The sequence below is a fragment of the Kordiimonas marina genome (assembly GCF_023006325.1).
Lineage (GTDB): Bacteria > Pseudomonadota > Alphaproteobacteria > Sphingomonadales > Kordiimonadaceae > Kordiimonas > Kordiimonas marina.
The window spans coordinates 441663-463031 of the sequence record NZ_JAINDF010000001.1; the positions used below are offsets into that span (position 1 = coordinate 441663).

The 21369-nt window shown below is 62.1% G+C and carries 16 protein-coding genes and 1 riboswitch; of the genes, 3 read left to right on the forward strand and 13 right to left on the reverse strand.

The window, feature by feature from the left end; genetic code table 11:
• Window positions 1-12 precede the first annotated feature (12 nt).
• The 6 genes from K6118_RS02000 to K6118_RS02025 all read right to left on the reverse strand — a co-directional run bounded on the left by K6118_RS02000 (window position 13) and on the right by K6118_RS02025 (window position 5617).
• Entirely contained in the window at window positions 13-795 is a 783-nt protein-coding gene (locus K6118_RS02000; protein WP_247118537.1) for an ABC transporter ATP-binding protein, read from the reverse strand.
• Complete coding sequence (locus K6118_RS02005; protein ID WP_247118538.1) at window positions 792-1799, reverse strand: FecCD family ABC transporter permease; 1008 nt, start codon at window positions 1797-1799, stop codon at window positions 792-794. Before K6118_RS02005 ends, K6118_RS02000 begins: the two co-directional genes overlap by 4 nt.
• A complete protein-coding gene (locus K6118_RS02010) occupies window positions 1796-2671 on the reverse strand; it encodes an ABC transporter substrate-binding protein (RefSeq protein ID WP_247118539.1) in 876 nt (291 codons plus the stop codon). The genes K6118_RS02005 and K6118_RS02010 overlap by 4 nt, the downstream gene beginning before the upstream one ends.
• Window positions 2671-4518, reverse strand: a complete 1848-nt coding sequence (locus tag K6118_RS02015; protein ID WP_247118540.1) for a TonB-dependent receptor plug domain-containing protein — start codon at window positions 4516-4518, stop codon at window positions 2671-2673. Before K6118_RS02015 ends, K6118_RS02010 begins: the two co-directional genes overlap by 1 nt.
• A gap of 153 nt (window positions 4519-4671) precedes the next feature.
• Window positions 4672-4878, reverse strand: a riboswitch (cobalamin riboswitch).
• 58 nt (window positions 4879-4936) lie between these two features.
• Entirely contained in the window at window positions 4937-5131 is a 195-nt protein-coding gene (locus K6118_RS02020) for a hypothetical protein (RefSeq protein ID WP_247118541.1), read from the reverse strand.
• A gap of 9 nt (window positions 5132-5140) precedes the next feature.
• Window positions 5141-5617, reverse strand: coding sequence for an Lrp/AsnC family transcriptional regulator (locus K6118_RS02025; RefSeq protein ID WP_247118542.1), 477 nt, complete (start codon window positions 5615-5617; stop codon window positions 5141-5143).
• Between the two features lie 139 nt (window positions 5618-5756).
• Between K6118_RS02025 and K6118_RS02030 the strand changes: the two genes are divergently transcribed.
• Both K6118_RS02030 and K6118_RS02035 read left to right on the forward strand, forming a co-directional pair.
• The gene (locus K6118_RS02030) at window positions 5757-6038 is read left to right on the forward strand and encodes a hypothetical protein (protein WP_247118543.1); all 282 of its coding nucleotides are present in this window, start codon (window positions 5757-5759) and stop codon (window positions 6036-6038) included.
• A gap of 179 nt (window positions 6039-6217) precedes the next feature.
• Complete coding sequence (locus K6118_RS02035) at window positions 6218-6802, forward strand: NAD(P)H-dependent oxidoreductase (protein WP_247118544.1); 585 nt, start codon at window positions 6218-6220, stop codon at window positions 6800-6802.
• Between the two features lie 18 nt (window positions 6803-6820).
• Here the strand turns inward: K6118_RS02035 and K6118_RS02040 are convergent, their stop codons facing one another.
• From K6118_RS02040 to K6118_RS02055, 4 genes are all read right to left on the reverse strand, one after another.
• Window positions 6821-7633, reverse strand: coding sequence for a class I SAM-dependent methyltransferase (locus K6118_RS02040; protein WP_247118545.1), 813 nt, complete (start codon window positions 7631-7633; stop codon window positions 6821-6823).
• A 50-nt stretch (window positions 7634-7683) separates the two neighbouring features.
• On the reverse strand, window positions 7684-7995 hold the full coding sequence (locus tag K6118_RS02045) for a TM2 domain-containing protein (RefSeq protein WP_247118546.1): 312 nt from the start codon (window positions 7993-7995) through the stop codon (window positions 7684-7686).
• A gap of 217 nt (window positions 7996-8212) precedes the next feature.
• Window positions 8213-11320, reverse strand: a complete 3108-nt coding sequence (locus K6118_RS02050; protein WP_247118547.1) for an autotransporter outer membrane beta-barrel domain-containing protein — start codon at window positions 11318-11320, stop codon at window positions 8213-8215.
• 140 nt (window positions 11321-11460) lie between these two features.
• Entirely contained in the window at window positions 11461-11973 is a 513-nt protein-coding gene (locus K6118_RS02055) for a S26 family signal peptidase (RefSeq protein ID WP_247118548.1), read from the reverse strand.
• 116 nt (window positions 11974-12089) lie between these two features.
• Between K6118_RS02055 and K6118_RS02060 the strand changes: the two genes are divergently transcribed.
• Window positions 12090-12734, forward strand: a complete 645-nt coding sequence (locus K6118_RS02060) for a hypothetical protein (RefSeq protein ID WP_247118549.1) — start codon at window positions 12090-12092, stop codon at window positions 12732-12734.
• Window positions 12735-12763: 29 nt separating this feature from the next.
• On the opposite strand, the gene K6118_RS02065 is transcribed toward K6118_RS02060, so the two are convergent.
• From K6118_RS02065 to glgB, 3 genes are all read right to left on the reverse strand, one after another.
• Entirely contained in the window at window positions 12764-17176 is a 4413-nt protein-coding gene (locus K6118_RS02065) for a translocation/assembly module TamB domain-containing protein (RefSeq protein WP_247118550.1), read from the reverse strand.
• Between the two features lie 2 nt (window positions 17177-17178).
• Complete coding sequence (locus tag K6118_RS02070) at window positions 17179-19059, reverse strand: autotransporter assembly complex protein TamA (RefSeq protein ID WP_247118551.1); 1881 nt, start codon at window positions 19057-19059, stop codon at window positions 17179-17181.
• Between the two features lie 90 nt (window positions 19060-19149).
• A complete protein-coding gene (gene glgB / locus K6118_RS02075; RefSeq protein WP_247118552.1) occupies window positions 19150-21342 on the reverse strand; it encodes a 1,4-alpha-glucan branching protein GlgB in 2193 nt (730 codons plus the stop codon).
• Between the last annotated feature and the right edge of the window lie 27 nt (window positions 21343-21369).

Below are 21369 nucleotides of genomic sequence, written 5' to 3' on the forward strand. Positions count from 1 at the left end.
AGCAAGCCGGATTTATCGGCCCCCGGTGCGGTGTGGGGCGAGGAACTGCCCCGTACCATCCTGCCAGCGGCTGACCGCTACATGGAAGGCGGTTTCCAGGTTTTCATCGGTCAGCACGTCATCTGGCGCGCCGGACGCCAGCACCTTGCCGTCATGGATCAGCACCAGCCGGTCGCAGTAGCGGAGCGCGTGGCTGAGGTCATGGATGACCAGCAGGACACCGATCCCGCGCGCGGCCTCGGCCCGCATGATGTCCATCACCTGAAGCTGATGATAGGGATCGAGGGACGCCGTCGGTTCATCCGCCAGCATATAGGGCGCGCCGACCGCCATGGTGCGGGCAAGCAATACCAAGGCGCGTTCGCCGCCCGAAAGCGTGGTCGCCAGCCTGTCCCTCAGCCGCCAGCAATCGGTCGCGCGCATGGCGTGCTCGATCGCGGCGCTGTCTTGCGCGCGCATGTCCTGCCACGGCAACAGGTGCGGGATACGGCCGAGACCGACCAACCGCTCGACTGTGAGCGGCCAATGCACCGGCGCACCCTGCGGCACGTAGGATAGCGTTTTCGCGCGCACACGCGGGCTCATCCCCGCAACAGGGGTGCCATTTACCGCAATCTCGGCAAAATCAGGCTCCGCGAGGCCGAGCACGGCCCGAAGCGCCGTGCTTTTGCCCGCGCCGTTGGCGCCGATAAGGCCGACCACTTCACCCGGCTTCACGTCGAACGACACGTTCCGAAGGATACTGTTCCCCCCCAGGGTGACGGAGAGATTTTTTACATGGAGACCCGCGTTCATCGCATGCTCTCCCGCGTTTTATAGATGATATAGAGGAACACCGGCGCGCCGATGATGGCCATCACCACCCCGAGCCGAAGCTGGCCATGGCCGATGGGCGGGCGCGTCAGCATATCCGCCAGCGTCATCAGGATTGCGCCCATCAAGGCGCTCGGCAGCATCAGCTTGCGCGGTTCATAACCGATGAGCGCGCGCACGAAATGCGGCACCACCAGGCCGACGAAACCAACCGCCCCACAAACGGAAACCGTCGCCCCGACCGACAGGGCGGTGCCGAGCACAATGCGCAGGCGCAGGCGGCCGATATCAACGCCGAGCGAGCGGGCGGCATCTTCGCCGAGGCTGAGGGCATTGAGCCCCTGCCCGACACCCACCATCACCGCCCAGCCGAGCAGGATGAAAGGCCCCGCCAGCATCAGGTCGGTGACCGTGCGGTTTTCCAGGCTGCCGAGCATCCACAGGATCATGTCCTGCAAGGTCATCGGCGTCGGCGCGAAATTCATGACAAGCGCGATGCCTGCGGTGGCGAGGCTGGAAATCCCGATCCCCGCGAGGATGAGCGACAGCACGCTGGCGTCCCTGGCCGCCAGCATCATCAGGATGAGCGTGGCGGCAAGCGCGCCTGACATGGCACTGAGGGGCACGGCAAGCGGCGTGAGGGCTGCAAGACCCAGATAGATGGCGATCACGGCCCCGAGGCTCGCGGTCGCCGACACACCGATCACACCGGGGTCAGCCAGCGGGTTACGGAGAAGCCCCTGCAAGGCCGCGCCGGAATAGCCGAGCGCCGCGCCTGCCAGAAGCCCGATCAGGATGCGCGGCAGGCGAAGCTCCCGCACGATGATATTGGCGGCGTCATCGGCCCCACCGAAGAACGCCCGGACCACGCGGCCCGGCGCCAGTGAGACTTCACCGACCATGCTGGCCGCAATAACCATCAGAAGGATGACCAGCACCAGCGCGGCATTCAGGGACCATGGCCTTTTCTGCAAATAGCGGATCATGGCGTCGCCTCCGCCTTGCTGAACAGCCCGAGTGTTTCACCCTTCCTGCGGATGGTCTCAGCCGCGTCGACGAAGAAGGCACCGCCGCAGGAAAGCTCACGACTTGGCACCATGATGACCGGCAGGCTGGCGAGCAGGCGCTTGTAGACACTGTGGCGACCGCCCGACCAGGCGGAGATATGCACGTCCGGCCGGTCAAAGAAGCTGCCGATGATCAGGTCCGGCGGGCTGATGATCATTTTCTCCAAAGGCAGCGGCCCCCAGCCTTTGAGGTCAGCCTCGCGGGCAACCGTGTCGAATCCGGCCAGATGGATCACCTTATCCACATAGGTGCCGGTGCCCGCGGTGAAGCCGCTCGGCGTCATGTAAACCGCCTTTAACCTGCTTTTCGGCTTGGCCTTGAGGGCCGCCAGCCGGGTGCGGTAATCTGCGGCCATCGCACGCCCCCGTGCCGGATGGCCGAGCGCGGCCGCGGCTTTTTCGAACAGGGTGAAATTGTCTGCGAGCGTCATGGCATAGCCCGGCTGGAACGTCCTGGTGCCCAAACGGCGGACAAGCGCATCCGTCGCCAGGGAGCCGCGCCAGGTGCGGACCACGAGGCCTGCATGGCGCGCGAGCACCTCCTCGGGCGTGCCGTGGATTTCCGGCAGGCCGAGGGCGCGGGCGCGGAAAAAGCTGTCCGGCGTGAGCGCGTCGGATGACACGGCGGCGATCTGCGCCCGGTCGGCGAAGGCCAGCACATATTGGTCGGCGCAGAAGTCGAGCGACACGACACGCTCCGGCACAGCCTGCGCGGCAGCGGTAAGGGGGATGCTGACGGCCAAGGCCGCCAGCGCGTTTTTCAGGAAACGGTATGAAAACCGTTCAGCCATCAGAATTTGCTCCTGATCCCGATATAGCCGGAGCGGCCCGGCGTGCCGTAGCCCCACAGCTCCTCATACTGGGCATCGAACAGGTTATCGATACGACCGTAAAGCTCGAAATGGTCATTGAGCTTGTAGGCGGCGCGCAGGTCGGCACGAGTCCAGGCATCCACGGTCAGCGTGTTCGAATCCACGATGCTGCTGGTGTGGGTCACCGACAGACGGGTGCTGAACCGCTTGGTGACGTCCCAGTTGACCGCCGCAAACACACGGTGACGCGGCTGGCGGATAAGCTGCACGCCGGTCACACCATCCTTCGCCGAGGTGAAGGTATAGTTGGCGTCCAGATGCAGACTGTCGGTCAAGGCAGCCGCTAGCCCCAGCTCCACGCCTCTCAGCCGTGCCGAGGCGATATTCACATAGCCCGCGCTGTAGCTGAAATCGATCATGTCGGTGACATTCTGGTGGAAATAGGTGGCGCTTAACGTCACTCGCTCATCCAGCAGCGTCTGCTCGAGCCCAGCTTCCCACGCCTTGGAGCGTTCGGGATTGAGGCCGCTCGACGGTGCCGAAAGCCCGCAGAAGGTACAGATGTAGGTCAGCTGGAACAGTGTCGGTGCCTTGAAACCCTGCCCCCAGTTGGCGAAGACGCGCGTACCGGTGCCTGCGAAGCGGTAGGACGCACGGAACTGGCCGTTGGTGGTGCCGCCGAAGGTTTCATGGTCGTCATAACGTACGCCCGCGGACAGCGACAGGCCGTCCTTCTGCTGATAAGCGAGCACGCCGAACAGGCTGTTGATGCCGACACTGCCCGTGGTGACAGACCTTGCCGCGACCACTTCCCGCTCCGCGCCTGCGGTCAGGTGCAGCGTGTCGGTGAGCTGATAGACACCGAGATAATTGATATCGGTGCGCCTGCCGTGGCCTTCGCTGATCCAGCCGCCGGAATCGCTGACCCGGTTGATGCCCGAACGTTCGACCGACAGCGTGTTTTCAAGCTTGCCGTCCATCAGGTCCACATGCAGGCGGCCCGCGAGCGCATAGTCCTTCGAGCGCGCATTATCCGGCCCGTCGACCGGGCCCCAGCTGTCCGTCTCCGTGTAGCTGTGGTTATAGTAGGCGATCACTTCGGCACTGACGGCATCGGAAATCTTGCCGGTCACGCGGCCATGGAAGCCGTAGGCGTCATAGCCGTCACGCTCCGTGTTGCCGTTCGCGGCATCCGCCGCCGAGATACCGACGGTCTGCATCCCGCCGACCGACAGGTTGAAGCCGAAGCGGTCACCGCCGCCTTTCACCGTCGCGCCGCCCCGGAAGGTGTCGAACGCACCATATTCGCCGAACACGGAGCCCGAAAGCGCACCGCCGCCGGTTTCCGAGATCATGTTGATGACGCCGCCGATGGCGTCCGAGCCATAGAGCACCGCCTGCGGCCCCTTAAGCACCTCGATGCGCTGGAGGCCGTTGGTGTCGAGCGTGCCGAAATTGAAGCTGCCACCGGGCGAGGACGTGTCATTCACCTGGATGCCGTCGATCAGCACCACGCTCTGGTCCGCGCTCGCCCCGCGGATGCGCACCGTGGCCTGGCCGCCGAACGCGCCGTTGGGGCTGATCTCAACACCCGGCAGGCTGCGGACGGCATCGAGCACAAACGCGGCCTGGCTGCGCTGAAGCTCTTCCTTGGTGACGACGGAAATACTGGCGCCGACATCGTCCTTCTTCTCCGCGCGGCGGGAAGCGGTGACGACGATCTCATCAGGCGCGTCGAGGCTGGCGGCCGTATCGTCCGCAAATGCGGTTGAGGCCGGCAACAAGGCCGTGGCGCCCAGAAGGGCAAGGGTGAAACGTGGGGACATTGATTACTCCATGAGCCTAAGACAGGTCTTTGCCTGCCTGGTTATAAAAGCTGCTCTGGAGATATCTCAGGGAACCCGGGACAAACTCCATGCACAGCGACCTAGCTGTCGCCTGCACGGTTTGTCCGCTCCACCTGGCTGACCCGGCCGGCGGAAGGGGCGACGCGATGGCAGGTCTCCTGGCTCATGGATCGTCGCCGCCGCCCTGCCTTCCCGGTTATGCAAACCAGTGGACCAAATGGACGGCCGCTCCCCACTTACAGTTGCGGGCACAGCCACGGATTAAGCCCCTATGGGCCGCACCGTGTTCCCTCTTCGCTTCCGGGCTGACCCGGAAGAACCATCAAGATCATTGGCTATACTGTATTGAAGCCGAAGCGGCAAGAGCGCGCGGGGGAGAAACGATAAGAAGCCAAGCCTATTCTGAGTTTCCATCCGTCTGCGGAAAGCCAGCAATGAAGGCTTCGATGTCGGCCTCGGGCATTTCAACAGACCGGAGTAAATGCCGAAGCGCGGCAACATTCGATGCAGCACATGCTTCCGCAAAACTGTCCATCAAGTCCGCGGCAAACAAACGCTCATTCACTGACATGCCATAATATTCAGAAGTCACTCTATTCTCCTATCCTGTCGGCATGACCTGAAGCTCGGTGGTGTCCTTCACCGCGGTGAGCGCGATGGAGCTACTGATCTCCCGCACGCCTTCGATCTGCGACAGGCGGTTCCAGAAGAATTCCTCATAGGCCTGCACGTCGCGCACGCGGATTTTGACGATGAAATCGATGTTGCCCATCAGCGTGTGGCATTCGATCACTTCGGGAAAGTTTCTCACTTTTTCGATGAAGTTCGGCAGGCTGTCGCGGCTGTGGGCGTGCATCTTCACCTGCGCGAACACCAGCACGCCAAGCCCGGCCTTGGGCGCATCCAGTAGGATGGTGTGCTTCTTGATGACCCCGGCTTCGGTGAGCTTCTGCACCCTGCGCCACACCGCCGACCGGCTGGAGGCAACCTTCTCCGCCAGCTCGTTGAGGGGCAAACTGGCGTCCGCCTGCATCAGATTCAGGATTTTAGCATCGAGTTCATCAATATCTGAGGACATTGTCTCATATTCACATATTTAAGTGAGAAATTTTCCCGTAAATTTGCACAAAACCGCGATCTTAGGAAGCCTTTTCCGCGTGCATGGGGGTATTTTTCTGGTTCCAATGGAAATGTCGTCACAAAAGGAGACCCAGACGATGGTTTTACGAGGCAATACACGAACCCGATTCTCGGTTTTGGCCGAGCATGACAATGGCACCCTGGCCCGGATGCTGGATATGTTCGCTGTCCGCGGCGTCCTTGCCGATACCCTGTCCGCCCGCCGCACCCAGGACGGCATGCACTGGATTGAGCTCGACTGTTCTGACCTTGACGATCATGCGGCGACCGTGCTGCTCAGCAAAATTCGTGGGATCGTCACGGTGAAAACAGCGCGAATTGAGACGCTGGTTCTAAAGCTCGACAAGCTAGCGGCCTGATCCCTTAGAGCTCAGACCCGATAGCTTATCGACCGGGCGGCGCGCCTCTCATGCCCGAGGGCCAGCGCCGCCCATTTCGTTATCCCGCCCATCAGATGCCCCATTGACCGCCGTCAAGGCGCTTCAGCCCGTCCGGGTGCTATGGTCCTGCCATCAATGACACGGCGGGAGCATCAGCCATGGGCAAGAAAATCGTGATCCTCGACGGCCACCCGGATCGGGCCGAACCGCACCTGATCGGCGCGCTGGCGGGCGCCTACAAGAAGGGCGCGGAAGCCGCCGGGCATGAGGTGACGTCTGTTGCCGTCGGCGCGCTTGAGTTCCCGCTCCTGCGCTCCCAGCGTTCATACAAGGATGATCCGACGCCCGAGGCGCTTATCCCGGCGCAGAAGGCCGTACTGGCCGCTGACCATGTGGTGATCCTCTATCCCCTATGGCTCGGCACCATGCCCGCGCTCCTCAAGGGCTTTTTCGAGCAGGTGTTCCGGCCGAGCCTGATGGAGGAACCCGATAACCTGATGGCCTGGCGCCGCCTGATGAAGGGCACCAGCGCGCGCATCGTTATCACCATGGGGATGCCGGGCTTCATCTACCGGCTGTTCTTCCGTGCTCACGGCCTCAAGAACCTGGAACGCAACATATTGGGCTTCGTCGGCTTCGGCCCGATCCGCTCCACCCTGTTCGGCATGGTGGAAGCCGCCAGCGCCGAAAAGCGGGCGACATGGCTTAAGAAGATGGAAAAGTTGGGCCGGGAAGCGCGGTGAGAAAACGGTGGAGGGTTATCACTTCGCCAAGACGCCGTCGAAGAGGACACGACCGGCGACATAGCGGCCAAAGCCCCCGAGGCATTTCATGAGAAAGCGATCAACCTTGGCGGCGAAGGCATAGCGGTCAGGCAGCAGACGGCCGATGAAGATATTGAAATATTGCACGTCCGGAGACGTCATGGTTGCCTGCAGAAGACGGAATTCGTCTTCGTCTATCTTGTGCTCATCCTCGGTGATATAGGGCTTGCTGTCCTGATAGATGTAGCGGCGCATCCTGGGATACAGGACCTTTTCGATGAAGCGGCTTTCCCGCACCTTCTGTAGGCAGCTGTGGGTATAAAGCTCATCACCGATCACCCTGCCGCCGTCCTTGATGACGCGCTTGAATTCCTGAAGCGTGGCCGGGATATCCACATGATGCAGGATATCGAGGCAGAAGATCATGTCGAAATAATCGTCCGGATACTCAAGCTTTTCAGACGCCATCACCGAAAAGCGAACCGACGCGTAGCCGAAATTCGCGGCCCGCGCCGTTGCGACCGCGATAATCTCGGGCGAGATATCGAAGGCATGAACCTCAGCCCCCATTTTGGAAAGCCGGCAGGCATCCTCGCCGAACCCGCAGCCAACCACGAGCACTCTTTGCCCCGGCTTCACCCGCTTGTGCAAAATATCATAGGTTGACCAGTAGGCGTTCCACCAACGCCGCCGCGTATCCAGGACGACATCCAGGTCGATATCTGTTTCCACACGCTTCTGATGCTTTTGGGCATACGCACGGTGATAGTCGACTTCACGTTGCTGACGCGGCGAATATGGCTTGTTCATCTTTGGCTATGAATGTGAATGTATATAGGACCTACGCTCAGGCAGCAGCCTTAGCTTACGCTGCTCAACAGATCACCGTTGTAGCGTTCAACCATCCCCGGAATGAGAAAAATATCCACAAACAGCCATATGCCGAGCACAAACAGGCCGACCAAACCCACCCCAACAACCAGCAAGATTGTCGAAAGCACAAACAGCACGAGCATGGCAACACCCGTCCCCGTCTGACCCGCGTAAAACCGATGAATTCCAAGGCTGCCCAAAAAGAACCACAATAAATAGGCGATCCCTACAGACTTTCTTCTCGCTTGAAACTGCATCATAGCCTTGGCATCTGCCGAAACGGCATCTTGTTCACTCATAGTCCCCCTCCATAATGAGCTGATTAATGCTTACTATAAGTAGTAGAGACTACAATGTGACGGATATAGAGGGAAGATGGCAAGGATTTTTAGACAGCGAAGACTTTATGCGTCTCATGTCGGCGCATGATTACTATGTATATGGTCTCGAAAGCAAAACGCCGGAGCCTCTTTCGAAGCCCCGGCGTTTGTGCTTTTAAGCTTTGTCAGACCCTTATCAGAACTGGAGCTGGAAGTTGAAGCCGCCGTAATGGTTCACCCAGTTGCCCTGCTTTTCGTAGGTATAGCGCAGGCTGGCGGTGCCGAAGGCGTGGAAGATGTTGAGGGACATCCCGCCTTCATAGCCCTTCTGGGCGATCGGGTTGCCGGTCAGTTTGAACCAGTTGTCGGTACCGGTGAAGCGGGCGTTCACGGACGGACCGTCAGACCCCGAAAGCTTGTACCGGTAGGCGATATAGATTTCCGGGCGGACGATCATGTCCGGCTCACCGCGGCGGCCCTTTTCCCAGGTCATGTCATAACCGAGGCTGGCACGGGCCTGACCGTCGGCGCGGCTGTAGGTGCGGCTTTGAACGTCCAGGCTGGCGGCGTCACCCCCGGTTTCGGTGTAGGCGCCGTCATGGGCGCGCATATAGAGCACACCAACCTGCGGCCGGAAGTGCAGCTTGCCGGCCTTCAGGTCATAGCCCATGTTGGCTTCGGCGCTGAAGGTCCAGCCGTGTGCGCTGCTTTTAACCGCCTTGCTGAGCGCGCCGATGGCCAGCGTACGCGAGCGGTCAGCGTTATTGTACCAGCCGCTCAAGGTGCCGTTCAGATAGAAGCCGCCCTTGGCAAGCACGGCATAGGTGGAGAGGAAGGGCGAGAAGACCGACAGGTCATCCCCCAGGTCGCCGCGGCGCTCAGCCCCTTGCAGCATGAAGCCGGAGCTGATGCCCCACAGGAGCCCGTCGGCAACCGGCTTGTCATAGCCGATCAGCACACCAGCGCCCTGATATTTCATCCGGTTATAGGTCGCATTGGCGTCAAGCTTGCCGAAGCCCACCATTTCGCGTGCCCAGAAGCCGCTGTCGGCATGGCCACGGCCGGTGATGTCGGTCACCCGGTCCTGGATCGAGGCGGACAGCTGGTGCACGCCGGTGTAGGCAAGCTGGAAGCCCGAGTTGCTGACGTCCGGCAACAGGGCGTCCATGGCATCGAGCGCTTCACGCTGGCTGGAAACGGTGGTCAGCGCGCCGCCGATGGTGTCCGCGGGGTCGAGCGAAGTGAACAGATTCTTGTAGATCACCGCCCGGTTGCCGGTGAGCCCCAGCTCCGCCACAGTCTTCGGCCGCACGGTCAGCGAGACCGTATCGGTCGTGAGGTTGGTGTCGAGTGTCACATGCATCAGGTAGGAGCGGTTGGCGAGCGTGGTTTCACCCGACGTGCCGCCAACGACAAGGTTCCCGGCATGGACGATCTCGTAAGACTGGGTATCGGCCACGATGGTCGAGAAGACCGGGGATACCACGGCCGTCTGATCGATGGTCATGGTGCCGCTGACATCCAGAAGGCCGGCAGTCTGGTTGATGGTGTCGACCGAGACCTTCAGCGTGCTGCCGCCGGTGATGTTGGCGTTGGTAACCGACAGCGTATCGGTCGAACCGATGGTGTAGGCGGCATTACCCGCGAGCGTGAGGTCGAGCGTGCCCGCGTGGCTGATCGCCCCAGCGAACGTGGCATCGCCGCTGATGGTGAACTGGTCGGCGCCTTCCCCGAAGTGGATATCGCCTGTCATGTCACCGCCGGTGAGCGAGACGCTATCGTTGCCCGAGCCCAGCAGCATGTCGCCCTTCCAGGTGCCCGAGTTGATCACGGTCACGCCGGTCGTGTTGGCGCGAACGTCGAGCGCGATGGTCTGGCCGTCGTTGTTGGTGCTGGGCGCCACATACCAGGTGCCGGTGTTCTTGACATAGGTCAGCGTGCCGGAAAGATCCCGGACGCCGTAGGTGTCTATCCCCGCGCCGGCCGAGCCACTGTAGACCTTGCCTTCGTTGACGAAGCGGTTCAGCGTGCCGCCTTGATTGACCAGAACAGCGACAGCCTGGCCACCGGTGCCGTAGGTTACGGTGCCGTCCGAGGCAGTCGTCGCGGTCACTTTCGTCAGCGCCTGGATGGTGCCGCGGTCGTAAATTTCCGGCACCACAACACCGTCACCGATGATGACGGCGGTCGCGTTGCCGTCCTGCGCATCGGCATAAACGGTGCCGGCGTCCACATGCAGGCCGCTCGTGAGCTTGGTCAGCTCCCCGTTCGCTCCGCCCTCAAGGGTGATGGCGTTGGCGGTAAAGCCGACCGTTTGGCCGTAGGAGGAAACGTTCCCGCGCACCACGAGACCGTAGCCGTAATTGTCCGCCGCGCCGAGGGTCAGGTCAGTACCGTCCCCCTTGGTGTTTTCGATCAGGATCGACGGCGCACCGCCGTAGGACGTGACCGACCCCTTGGACGGTGCGGTGCTGCTGTCGGAGGCGACATAATCCTTGCCTTCGCCGCCGACCATCATGCCGCCGGTGATGTCATTGGTGATATGGATCACCGCGATGCCGGGCTTGGCGTCAACGACATTGCCGCTACTGTCCGTGGTTTGCGAAACGCCAACGGTGGCGGTGCCTTCCTGAAGGTAGGTACCGTCGACCGGGGCCGAGATATTGACGGCGATACTGTCGGCGTTGCGGGCGTTGACGCCGCCGCCGATGGTCAGGTTACCGGTCACGGGTGCAGCGACATCGATGCCGATGCTGCCCTGGCCGGTCATGGTGATGCCGCCCTGGAAGTCCAGGTTACCGACGAAGGCCGAGCCGAAATACATGCCTTTGGAGCCGCCGCCCTTGACGGTCATGGAAGCGTCCTTGGTGAAGGTGATATCCCCCACCAGGCTGTTGGCGCCAAACAGGTTGAAGCCGATATTGCTGGTGGCGCTGTCACTGTCCGTCGGGCCGTCGATGGTCATGGTGCCTTCGACGTCGATATTGGAATGCAGCGTCAGGTCGCTGGTGTCGACCGCGAGCGCGACGGCGTTTGTCGTATCGTCGGACTGGAGCGTCCCCTGCATGGTCAGCGAATGATCGCCGTTGATGGTCAGCGCCGTGCCATTCGATACCTTGATCGACCCGTCGGCGCTCACCGTCAGCGTTCCGGCGCCGGAGCCCAGAAGCGTGGTGGTGTCGGTCGCCGATGTCTGGGCGGTACTGATGGTTACGTCATCTGCGTAGGCAGGACCGAAACCGATGGCAAAGATTGTCGCAAAACCGAAATAAGACAGCGCGCGCGGACGCGATATGAAGGGCATTCCCAAACTCCTGTCGGACTCATGAGTGAGTGTGATACGGCGAGATCGTCGTTATCCTTTGATTGTGGCGAAAAATAGCTGAGCCACATGAAATTGCCAGTAAAAACCACAGCACGGCACAGTTTACCCACGCCTATAGGCTATGGTTTATGCCCGCCAAGGTGGCGCATCCGGCCCTCGTCGCGCGTTACAACGCCGACGACATCCGCGGGCGGGATCGGCCCCAAGCGCCCGGAATCTACCGATCCGGGGTGCCCCATCGCCAGATAGCCCTTGAGCACGCCGGTGTATTTTTTCATCTGCTTACGGAAATATCCCATCAGGATATAGGGCCTGTCATAGGGCGTCAGCACCTTGACGCCATTGACTGTCAGGCTGCCGTCATCGCCGACCGCGAGCCTGTCCCCCGGCATCCCCCACACCTGCTTGATCACCAGGTTGTCGCTCTCCTTGGTCTGGAAGACGATATAGTCGTAGCGGCCAACCTTCACGCAAGCGGGCGAATAGACCTTGATCTCCTGCCCCGGCTTGATAAGGCCCATGAGCGAGGAGCCGAGCACATGCTTGTCGACCTCGGCGCAACCTTCCGTCCGTGACACGGGCGGCGTGTCAGCGCTTACAAGGGCGGCGAAGAAGAGAGTCTCAAGAAGCATAGAAAGAACCAAAGATTGCCATACACCCATAAAAGCGGTTGAAAGCCCCGCGAATTCGCCCCAACACTAGGGAAACAGGCCCGGCAGGACAAGGGCCAGAATGACGCATAAATTTTATGACGCCCCCTTACTTCAGGCTCAGGAACACAGGCACCTTCATGACCGCGCGCTTTACCCTCAAGGCATTTGCCCTCATCCTTCTTCCGCTTCTTTCCGCCCCCCTGGCAACTCCACTGGCAGCCGCCCCTGCCCCGAGTGGAAAATTCTCTGCCACCTACGGCACTGAGCCCGTCAAGGAAGAGCCGGTCAAACCAGACTCGCTCGAGCAGTTGCGCGCTTCCACCCTCTCGCTGTGGCCGCGCTTCCGCGACACCAGCCAGCAATATTACACTTATGTCCGCGCCGCCGCCGACATGCGCGCCTATTTTCACAGCTGCACGCGGAACGACCTGACCCCGCACATGAACACAGTCAACCGCCTCGCGGTGAAGTATCTGGAGACCATCGTCACCGCGCATTATGAGGAAAATGAGTGGGCCGCCATCCATGCCATGACGCCCAAGGAGAAGGCCGCCATCCTGACCGACTTCGCCAATGACGTGCTGGCGTTCGAATATGGCCTGAGCTTGGCTGCCTTCGAAGCCCGCAAGACCGCCTCAGGCAAGACGCCGCTGGCCTATTGCCAGGGCATCGCGCGTGAATATCAGGCCAACTATATCCCTCTGCTGGCCACCGCCCGGCGGGAATTGAACGAGAAATAATAACGCCCCGTCAGCCGTGGACAGGCCCGTCAATATTCCCAGAACCACTTGATCTTCAGGCTGCTGCCGCGCTTCGGCCCCATCTCGGATTCCGCCAGGAACCGCCGGGTGATATTGACCTTGAGCCGCGCGACAGCCTGGGCGGTTGCGGTTGAGGTTTCCACCTCCAGATAGACATTGTCGCGCAGATATTTGCCGCCGGTCAGCAAGGCCCCATCGCCTTCACCGTCCTCACCGGACGTGATGCTGAGCTTGTCGAGCCCGAGCTGGCGCCGGAGTTGGCCGATCAGGTCAAACGCGTTCGAGCCCCTGAGACCGTTGAGCGCCACCGCCACCTCGGCGATCTGCAAGGGGGTGAGGTCCGCCACTGAGCGGCCGAACAGCACGCGGGACAGGATTTCATCCTCAGCCAGTATCGGCGTCGAGGTCAGGCTGAACTTGGGCGCGGAGACCGGGCCTTCGATCTTGAGAACAGCCTCAAGCCCCGTGGTCTGATACGTGGCGGTCACCGCGATTTCCGGGTCGACCCGGCGCCCGCCCCTAAAGGTCAGGCTGCCGCTATTGATGGTGAATTCCCGGCCGCCCAGCATGAAGGTCCCGCTCGTCAGCGTCATGGCGCCGGTCAGGCGCGGCACGGCGGTGGTGCCGCCGACATGAAGGTCGCCGTGCCATTCGCTATCGAGCCCACGGCCGCGCACGAACAGATGGCCGGGCAGGGAAACCTGCACGTCCAGGTCCGTCGGCTTGCGCTTGGCGCGCTGGAAGGCGGTCTCTTCCTCGCTCTCCTCCGGGCTGCCAACTTCAGTCACGTCCATATCGACCACCGAGGTCGGCAGTTCCTTGGGCAACAGGAAGTTGATGGTGCCGGTCGTGACCGTGCCGCTCAGTTTGCCGCTTGTCCCGCCGCGCTTGTAGCTGAGGTTGGCCGACGCCGTGCCGTCCAGGCTGTCGAGCCGGGCCATATGATAATCCTTCAGGCTGACCGACAGCGTGCCCGGGAAGGACAGTTTGGGCGACAGCTCGAACGAGCCATGACCGGTGAGCATCCCGCCGTTGCCGTCGGTCGCGCTCAGCGCCTTCAACACCACGGCACGGTTATCCCCCGCCAGGTCCAGCTTCAGGTTTTCAGCCACAAGGCCCAGCGTTTCATATTCATAGCGGCCGTCCTCAAGCGCCAGGCTGCCCGCAAACACCGGGTTCTCCAGGTCCCCCGTCAGCGTCAGCTTGCCGTTGAGCGTGCCTTCGAGCAGGTGGTCCGGCCGCCGGGCCAGCAGCCATAGGGGCGCGACATCGCCATGCCAGTTGACCGCCATATTAATCGGCGTCCCGGCGCGGATGGCATAAAAGCCGGGGCTTGCGCGTTCGACCGGGACCGAACCTGTAACCGTGCCCACGGGCTTACTACCCGCCGCCGCGCTCGCGTCCAGTGTCACCACGCCATCTTTCATATCGGCGCTGGCATTCAGGCTGTAGGTTTCGTCGCTGCTTGTCAGCGTATCGGTGAAGAAACGGACCCCCGACAGGCTGGCATTCACATGGGCTTCATCCGCGCCTTTCCCGGCCTTGCGGGCGCGGTGGATTTTGACGTCAGCGTCCACGGCTCCGGCCTTGAAAACCCCGGCCCGCACGGTGTTGACGGCGGTCAGCGGAATATGGCTGAGCTTGGCCGCGACATCGAGGCCGCCAGCGTCATAGGCGGCATCGAGCATGGCGGTGCCGTCCCCGACCGCAAGCGCTGGCGCCTTGAGCGTCAGCCCCTTGTTCCAGCCCAAGACGACAGGCACAGTGCTTTCGGTTTTAATGCCGCCATAATCGGCAACGAACCCAAGCGTCACACCGCCTTCAGTTGGCTTGAAGGTGGCATCCACCTTGAAGGCATTGGCGAAAAATCCGTCAGTCTGCAGCTTCAGCCCAGCATCCGTGCCGGTATCGCCTTCAAGCGACAGGCTTTCAACCTGCTGTGCGCCATAATGGAGATGGGCGAGCTTCAGGTCGACCTGATAGCCTTCCTGCCCCGCCTCAGCGCCAAATCCGATCCGTCCTTTCAGGGCCTTGATCAGGACAGGGAAGCGGCCGGTGACGGCGAGCGACGCATCCGATGCCATCAGGTCCAGCTGGCCCTTGAGCGCGTCCGGCTTGCCGCTGAGGGCCAGCATGGCGCTGGCCGTACCCTTGAGGCTGAAGGACGGCGCGGTCACCGGTATCATCGTCGCACTCATCATCGCATCCAGCCCATCCGCGCCGGACCATGCGGCTTGGCCGGACGCTTTCACCGCCGGGCTTGTGAAGGCGATTTTGCCAAGATGCACGGCATCCCCCGTCAGGCTGACATCAGCCCCCAGGCCGACAGGGCCCGATGCTGTCGTCGCCGTCATCGCCAGGTCACCGTTCCAGCCGCTTTTCGCCGTCTGGTCGGGTTTGAGGGTCAGGACCGCTTTCACGTCCCCCAAAGCAAGGCCGTATCCGGTGGCCGAGGTCAGGTCGGTCTGAAGCGTCAGCGCCGGGTGCGCAAGCGGCCCGGCAATGCGACCGGCAAGCTGAATGCCGGTGGGGAGCGCCATCGCCCCTTCGGTGAAAAGCGGCGCATCGCCTTCCATGTCGATATTGAAATTCGCCTTCAGGGCACCGTTCTTGAGGCCGATATTGCCCCCTGCCCCGGACAGATATTGACCGGCGAACCTGAGCGTCCCGCCCGAAAGCGCGCCATCGGGGCTAAGGTTGAAATGCCCGAGCAGGCGGGGCGTCTGCCCCACAAGGCCTGTCAGCGTATCGTTCGCCCAGTCGATATTATGGCCCTCGGCGGCATAGTCGATGCTGAGACCCTTGCCGTCAGCCTGGGTCGCCGCCGTCAGCCGCACATCCGTATCCCCGCCGGTGACAACCGCGGGCGCAAACCGGCTGATCAGCGCAGGCGACAGATTGGCATCAAGCGACAGGTCCCCGATGCCGCCCGCTGGTGTCCCGGCTGCCTTGAGCTTGCTGAGCGTACCGAAACCGGAGGTCAGCATGACATTGTCGACCCGCCAGGCGCCATCGGTGCGGCGCACATCCCATGTACCGCTACCCGCCGTGACCGCTGTTTCAAGCGCCCCCGCCCGGGCTTTCGGGCCGTACTGCACCGACGCGAGGCTGAGGTCGTCAAAATCGCCCCCGAGATGATATTGATCCAGCTCCACCCCGCCCTTTAGGCTGAAGCCTTCGCCGGTGGCGCCCCACCCGGCCACTTGGTCCGCCGTCACGGTGTAGGTCAGCTTGAAAGCGGGCCAGCGCAGGTTAAAGCTGCCTTCAAGCTTGGCATCGTCCGCCCGCAAGCCACCGAGGCTGGCCCCGGCCTTGTAACGCGGCGCACTGACAGTCACCAAGCCGCCTTCAATTCGGCCATCCGCCGACATCGGGCCGGAAAGATGGACTTGTGTGTTGCCGCTGTTCGCATCGAGCGTGACAGAGGCAGGGCTGCCGCCGCCAAAATTGAGCACCGTCTTCAGCGTCAGGTGCGGGCCGACGAGGCCGCCAAGCTCGGACGGCAGTGCCAGCGCGTGAATGAGGTTTGCCCTAAGGACAAGGCGGCCAGCACCGGCCTCGGTTTCCGTGCCTTCCACCCTGCCGTCACCCGCGAACGCGGCCCCGGCCTTGATATGGAAACTGCCTTTCCAGGCGGTCAATGCGCCCGCGCCCGACAGGTCGGCCTTCAAAGCCCCCAAGTCCTCAAGCCCCAACAGGCTGCCGAGCAACCCGTCTTCCGCAGCATCCAGCTTCAGGTCCACCCCCAGCGTGCGGGCGTCGGCCTGCCAGTCCAGCTGCGCCTGAAGCTTGTCGTTGCCGCTGGCGCTTTCCAGGCCGACCTGGCCCGTGAGGTGGCGGCCATTGAGCGCAAGGCCACGGCCGTTCAGATGATAGGCATCCGCCGTGTCGCCATAGGTGAACGGGAGGGAAATCTTGTCCAGCTCAACCGCAACCGGCAGGGTCCAGAGACCGCTGTCGCTTTGGTCTTTGGCGTCATCTTTCTTGGCCGCAGCAGCTGTCGAGGGCATGGGCGGCAGGTGATCAAGCCTGAGGCCCTTGCCCGCCACCTTATTGATCGCCAGCGTATCGCGGATGAGCGCCAGTGGCCGCCAGTCGAGCGTCAGCTCAGTCGCGCGGAACCAGACACCGCCAGCATCCCGGATGGTGACCCCCTCAAGATGAAGTGTGCCGAAGGCATGGCCTTTGACCTTTTTGACATCCAGATCCATGCCCTGCGCATCAAACGCGTGGGACAACGTGTGAGCCAGCCACAGATGCCCGGGTGTGCTGTCGACCCACAGGGCGAAGCCGCCTACCGACAGCACACCCGCCACCGGCACATAAAGCCCACGCAAAAGCCAGCGCCGCCACGCGGGACGCGGTGGCTTCGGGGGCTTGGGGGACTTCTTGGGCCCGGGGGTATGCTTGGCGTCTGTCATGATCAGAAACTCTGCCCCAGGCTGATGTAGATCGCGAATTTCGGGTCACCGTCCCGTCGGTTGAGCGGCATGGCGACATCAAGCCGGACCGGAGCCACCGAGGTATAGTAGCGCACGCCAACACCCGCGCCCCAGCGGAAGCCAGACAGCGTCGCCAGCCGCTTCTGATAGACGTTGCCGCCGTCGATAAAGGGCACGATGCCGATGGTGTCGCTGACCTTAAGCCGTGTCTCGAAGGAAATCTCCGCAACCGACAGGCCACCCACGGGCGTGCCGTCGGGGTTGATCTCCCCCAGCGCCTGATAGCTATAGCCACGGACCGAACCACCGCCGCCCGCGAAGAAGCGTTCGCTGACCGGCAAGCGGTAAAGCGAGGCCCCCCAAATGCTGCCGACCCGGCCCCTGAGCGCCAGCGTCAGCCGGTCATCCTTCATGAAGGAATAATAACCGGAGGCATTCAGCTCGGCATTGAGGAAGCCAAAACGCTCATCAACCATCGAATAGCTTGGTTTGAGACGGAGGTTCGCCCGCACGCCGAATTTGGGGTCCAGCAGGTCTCGCGTCGTGTCCCACGTCAGGCCGAGCGGCGCCTGCAGAAGCAGGAAGGCTGCGCTTTTGTCCGTCTCGAACACCCGGGTCCATTTGACCCCGGTGCCCACCGCGGCGGTCAGGTGCGGGGTAAGCTTGCGTTCGATGCTGCCGCCCGCTTCTGCCAGGTGTGAGACATAAGCTGGCGTGTTTTCGCGGCCGACCCGGCTGTAGGCTGTCAGCGTCTGGTCAAACCGGCGGAAGTGCGGCTTGCGGAAGTTGACCTTGATTGCCTGTTCGGCTTCACCGAAGGCAGCGCCCAGGCGCAGGCTTTCGCCCGCCCCCCACAGGTTGCGGGTGCGCCAGCTTGCCTCGGCCTCGAAGCCTTCGCCGGTCGAATAGCCGGCGCCGATCTCCACCGCCCGGCGCGGCGCTTCACTCAGCTGCACCAGAAGGGGTACCGGCACGGGGGCTTTCTCCCCAGCCTTTTCGCTGTCTTTGTCTCCGGCCTTCTCCCCGGTTTTCTCACTGGCCTTTGTCACCTGTGCCTCGGTCGCATCGGGGGCGACGATCACCATCCGGAACAGGCCGGAGGACGCCATCCTTTTCCGGAATTCATCCGTATCCAACTGGCTATATAGCGTGCCCGTCTTCCAGGGGACGAATTCATCCAGATACCCGGCCTTGGTTTTCTCAAGCCCCTTGTAGCGGACCGCCCCGAAGATGGCCTTCGGCCCCGCGTGCAGGTGATAGCTGACGCTCACGCTCTGGTCGCTATGGTCCACGATCACCTTGCGGTCACCCGCATCCGCAAACGGATAGCCCTTGTTGGTGAGATAGGTGACAAGCCCCTGTTCGGCGCCGACGATATCCTCGGCGCGCGCCGGAGCCCCTACCTTGAGCGCGAGCTTGAGCGCGGGATCGAGGTCGGGCCCACCGCCTTCATCGATGGACGCTGTTACCGATTTGATGTGATAGCGCGGCCCCGGATGGACGACAATTTCCACCTCGATCCGGCCCTCCTCACGGGCGAGACGGCTGTCGAGCGCGGCAGCATAATAGCCTTCCGAGCGCAGCACCCGGTCGAAACTGTCTAGGTCCGCGCTGATGCGGCTGTCGAGCCGGGAGAGGGACACCACCGGGTCGTCGCGCTTTTCATAAAGCCGGGAGGATGACCGCAGAAGCGCGCCGAGGGTGTTTTCGTCGCTGAGCAGCGTCAGGGTGAACTGGAGACGGTAGCGCGGACCGTCCATCGTGGCCGCATTGGCCGCGTATGCGGGGGCCGCAGGGACGGCAAATACCGCCCACAAACCCGCCAGCATGGCCAGAACCCGTATCTGTTGCAGTTGCAACACCTCAGACACCCTATCCGTTGCCGATGCCACAGCATTACCTATCCGGCACACCTTTGTCACCGGAGAAGCGTTACAGGGGCGAAACAGACGTTAGTCGCGCTCGTACCGGAACACTGTGGTCGATAAGGGCGGCACGGTGATCGAGACCGAATAAGGCTTGATATGCCAGGGCTTGGCTTCCGCCATCACCCCGCCACCGTTGCCAACCCCGGACCCGCCGTAATAGTGCGAATCCGTATTCAGGACCTCGGCCCAGCGGCCGCCATAGGGTACCCCTACCCGGTAATTGTGGCGAACCATGGGTGAAAAATTACAAACCACTAAACAGGGCCTGTAATCCCCGCCGCGGCGCAGGAACACCAGGATATTTTCACCGGCGGTAGCGCCGTCCACCCATTCAAAACCCGCGCGTTCGCAGTCCCTCAGATAGAGCGCCGGGGTGTCACGGTAGAGATGATTGAGGTCTTTGATCAGCGCCTGGATATTCCGGTGCTCGGCATAATCGAGCAGGTGCCAATCGAGGCTATGCTCGGCGTTCCATTCCTGTTCCTGCGCGAATTCGCCGCCCATGAACAGAAGCTTCTTGCCCGGGTGCGCCCACATGAAGGCGAAATAGGCGCGCAGGTTCGCGAACTTCTGCCAGCGGTCCCCCGGCATCCGCGCGAGCAGCGAGCCCTTGCCGTGCACCACTTCGTCGTGGCTGAGCGGCAGCACATAATTTTCGCTGAAGGCGTAATCGATCCCGAAGGTCATCTGGTGATGATGGTGGCGGCGGTAGACGCTTTCGCGGCTCATATAATCGAGCGTGTCATGCATCCAGCCCATGTTCCATTTGTAGCCGAAGCCGAGCCCGCCCGCATCCGTCGGCGCCGAAACACCGGGCCAGGCGGTCGATTCTTCGGCCACGGTCATGATGCCGTCCTGGCTCGCGTACACACGCTCATTCATGCGTTTGAGGAAGTCGATGGCTTCCAGGTTCTGGTTGCCGCCATACTGGTTCGCGATCCACTCACCATCCTCACGGCTATAGTCCAGGTAAAGCATGGAGGCGACCGCATCGACGCGCAGGCCGTCCAGATGATATTCCTCCAGCCAGAAGCGGGCGTTGCTGATCAGGTAATTGACCACCTCTCGGCGGCCATAGTTGAAGATGAGTGTATTCCAATCCGGGTGATAACCCTTCTTGGGGTCGGCATGGTCAAAGAGGTGCGTGCCATCAAAATGCGCGAGGCCGTGTTCATCGGCCGGGAAGTGACCAGGCACCCAATCGAGCAGCACGCCGATGTCCGCCTCGTGGCAGGCATCGACGAAAGCCTTGAAGTCCGATGGCGTCCCGAACCGGCGCGTCGGCGAATAAAGCCCGATCGGCTGATAGCCCCAGGAGCCATCAAACGGATGCTCCGAGATCGGCATCAGCTCGATATGGGTGAAGCCCATTTCCTTGACGTAGGGGATAAGCTCCGCCGCCAGATCCCGATAGCCGAGGAAGCCGTTGCCGTCCTTCCGCCGCCAGGAGCCCGCATGGACTTCATAGATGGAAATCGGCGCGGCCCGGTGCTGGCGTTCGCCCCGACTTTCCATCCAACCAGCATCGGACCAGCCGTAGCTTGTGAGGTCCCGCACGACCGAGGCGGTGTTGGGGCGATATTCGGTGCCGAAGGCGAAGGGGTCGGCCTTCAGGGGCAGTTGGTGCCCTTCCTTGCCGTAGATGCAGTATTTATAATGGGTCCCGTCGCCGATCCCCGGCACGAACAGCTCCCAGATGCCACTGTCCCCGCGGTTGCGCATGGGATGATGGATGCTGTTCCAGTGGTTGAAATCCCCCACCAGCGCCACCTGGCTGGCGTTCGGCGCCCAGACGGCAAAATGCACACCGTCCACGCCTTCGTGGGTCATAATGTGTGCGCCCAGGCACTGATAGGCCTTTTCGTGCGTACCTTCGCCGATGAGATAAAGGTCAATCTCCCCCAAAACGGGGCCGAAACTGTAGGCGTCGATAAAGTCCCAAGCTTGGCCGCCATGTTCAGCCTGAAGCCTGTAGCCGGTTTTGGCTTTGCCCGCCGCCAGCGTACCTTCGAATAGCGCGCCCTTGACCCGTGTGAGCGTGGCAAGCGGGCTTGTGCCCGTGCGGGTAAAGACCTTGACGCTGTCCGCCCCCGGCACCACGGCGCGAATGACCGTCGTTTTGCCCTCTGCGTGCCGCCCTAGGCGGGAGAAGGGGTCCGGATGGCGACCCGCGGCGAGGGCATCAATCTCCCATGCCGCCAGTTGAGTTTCGGTCATATGGTCTTACCTCAAAATCTTGCGGCC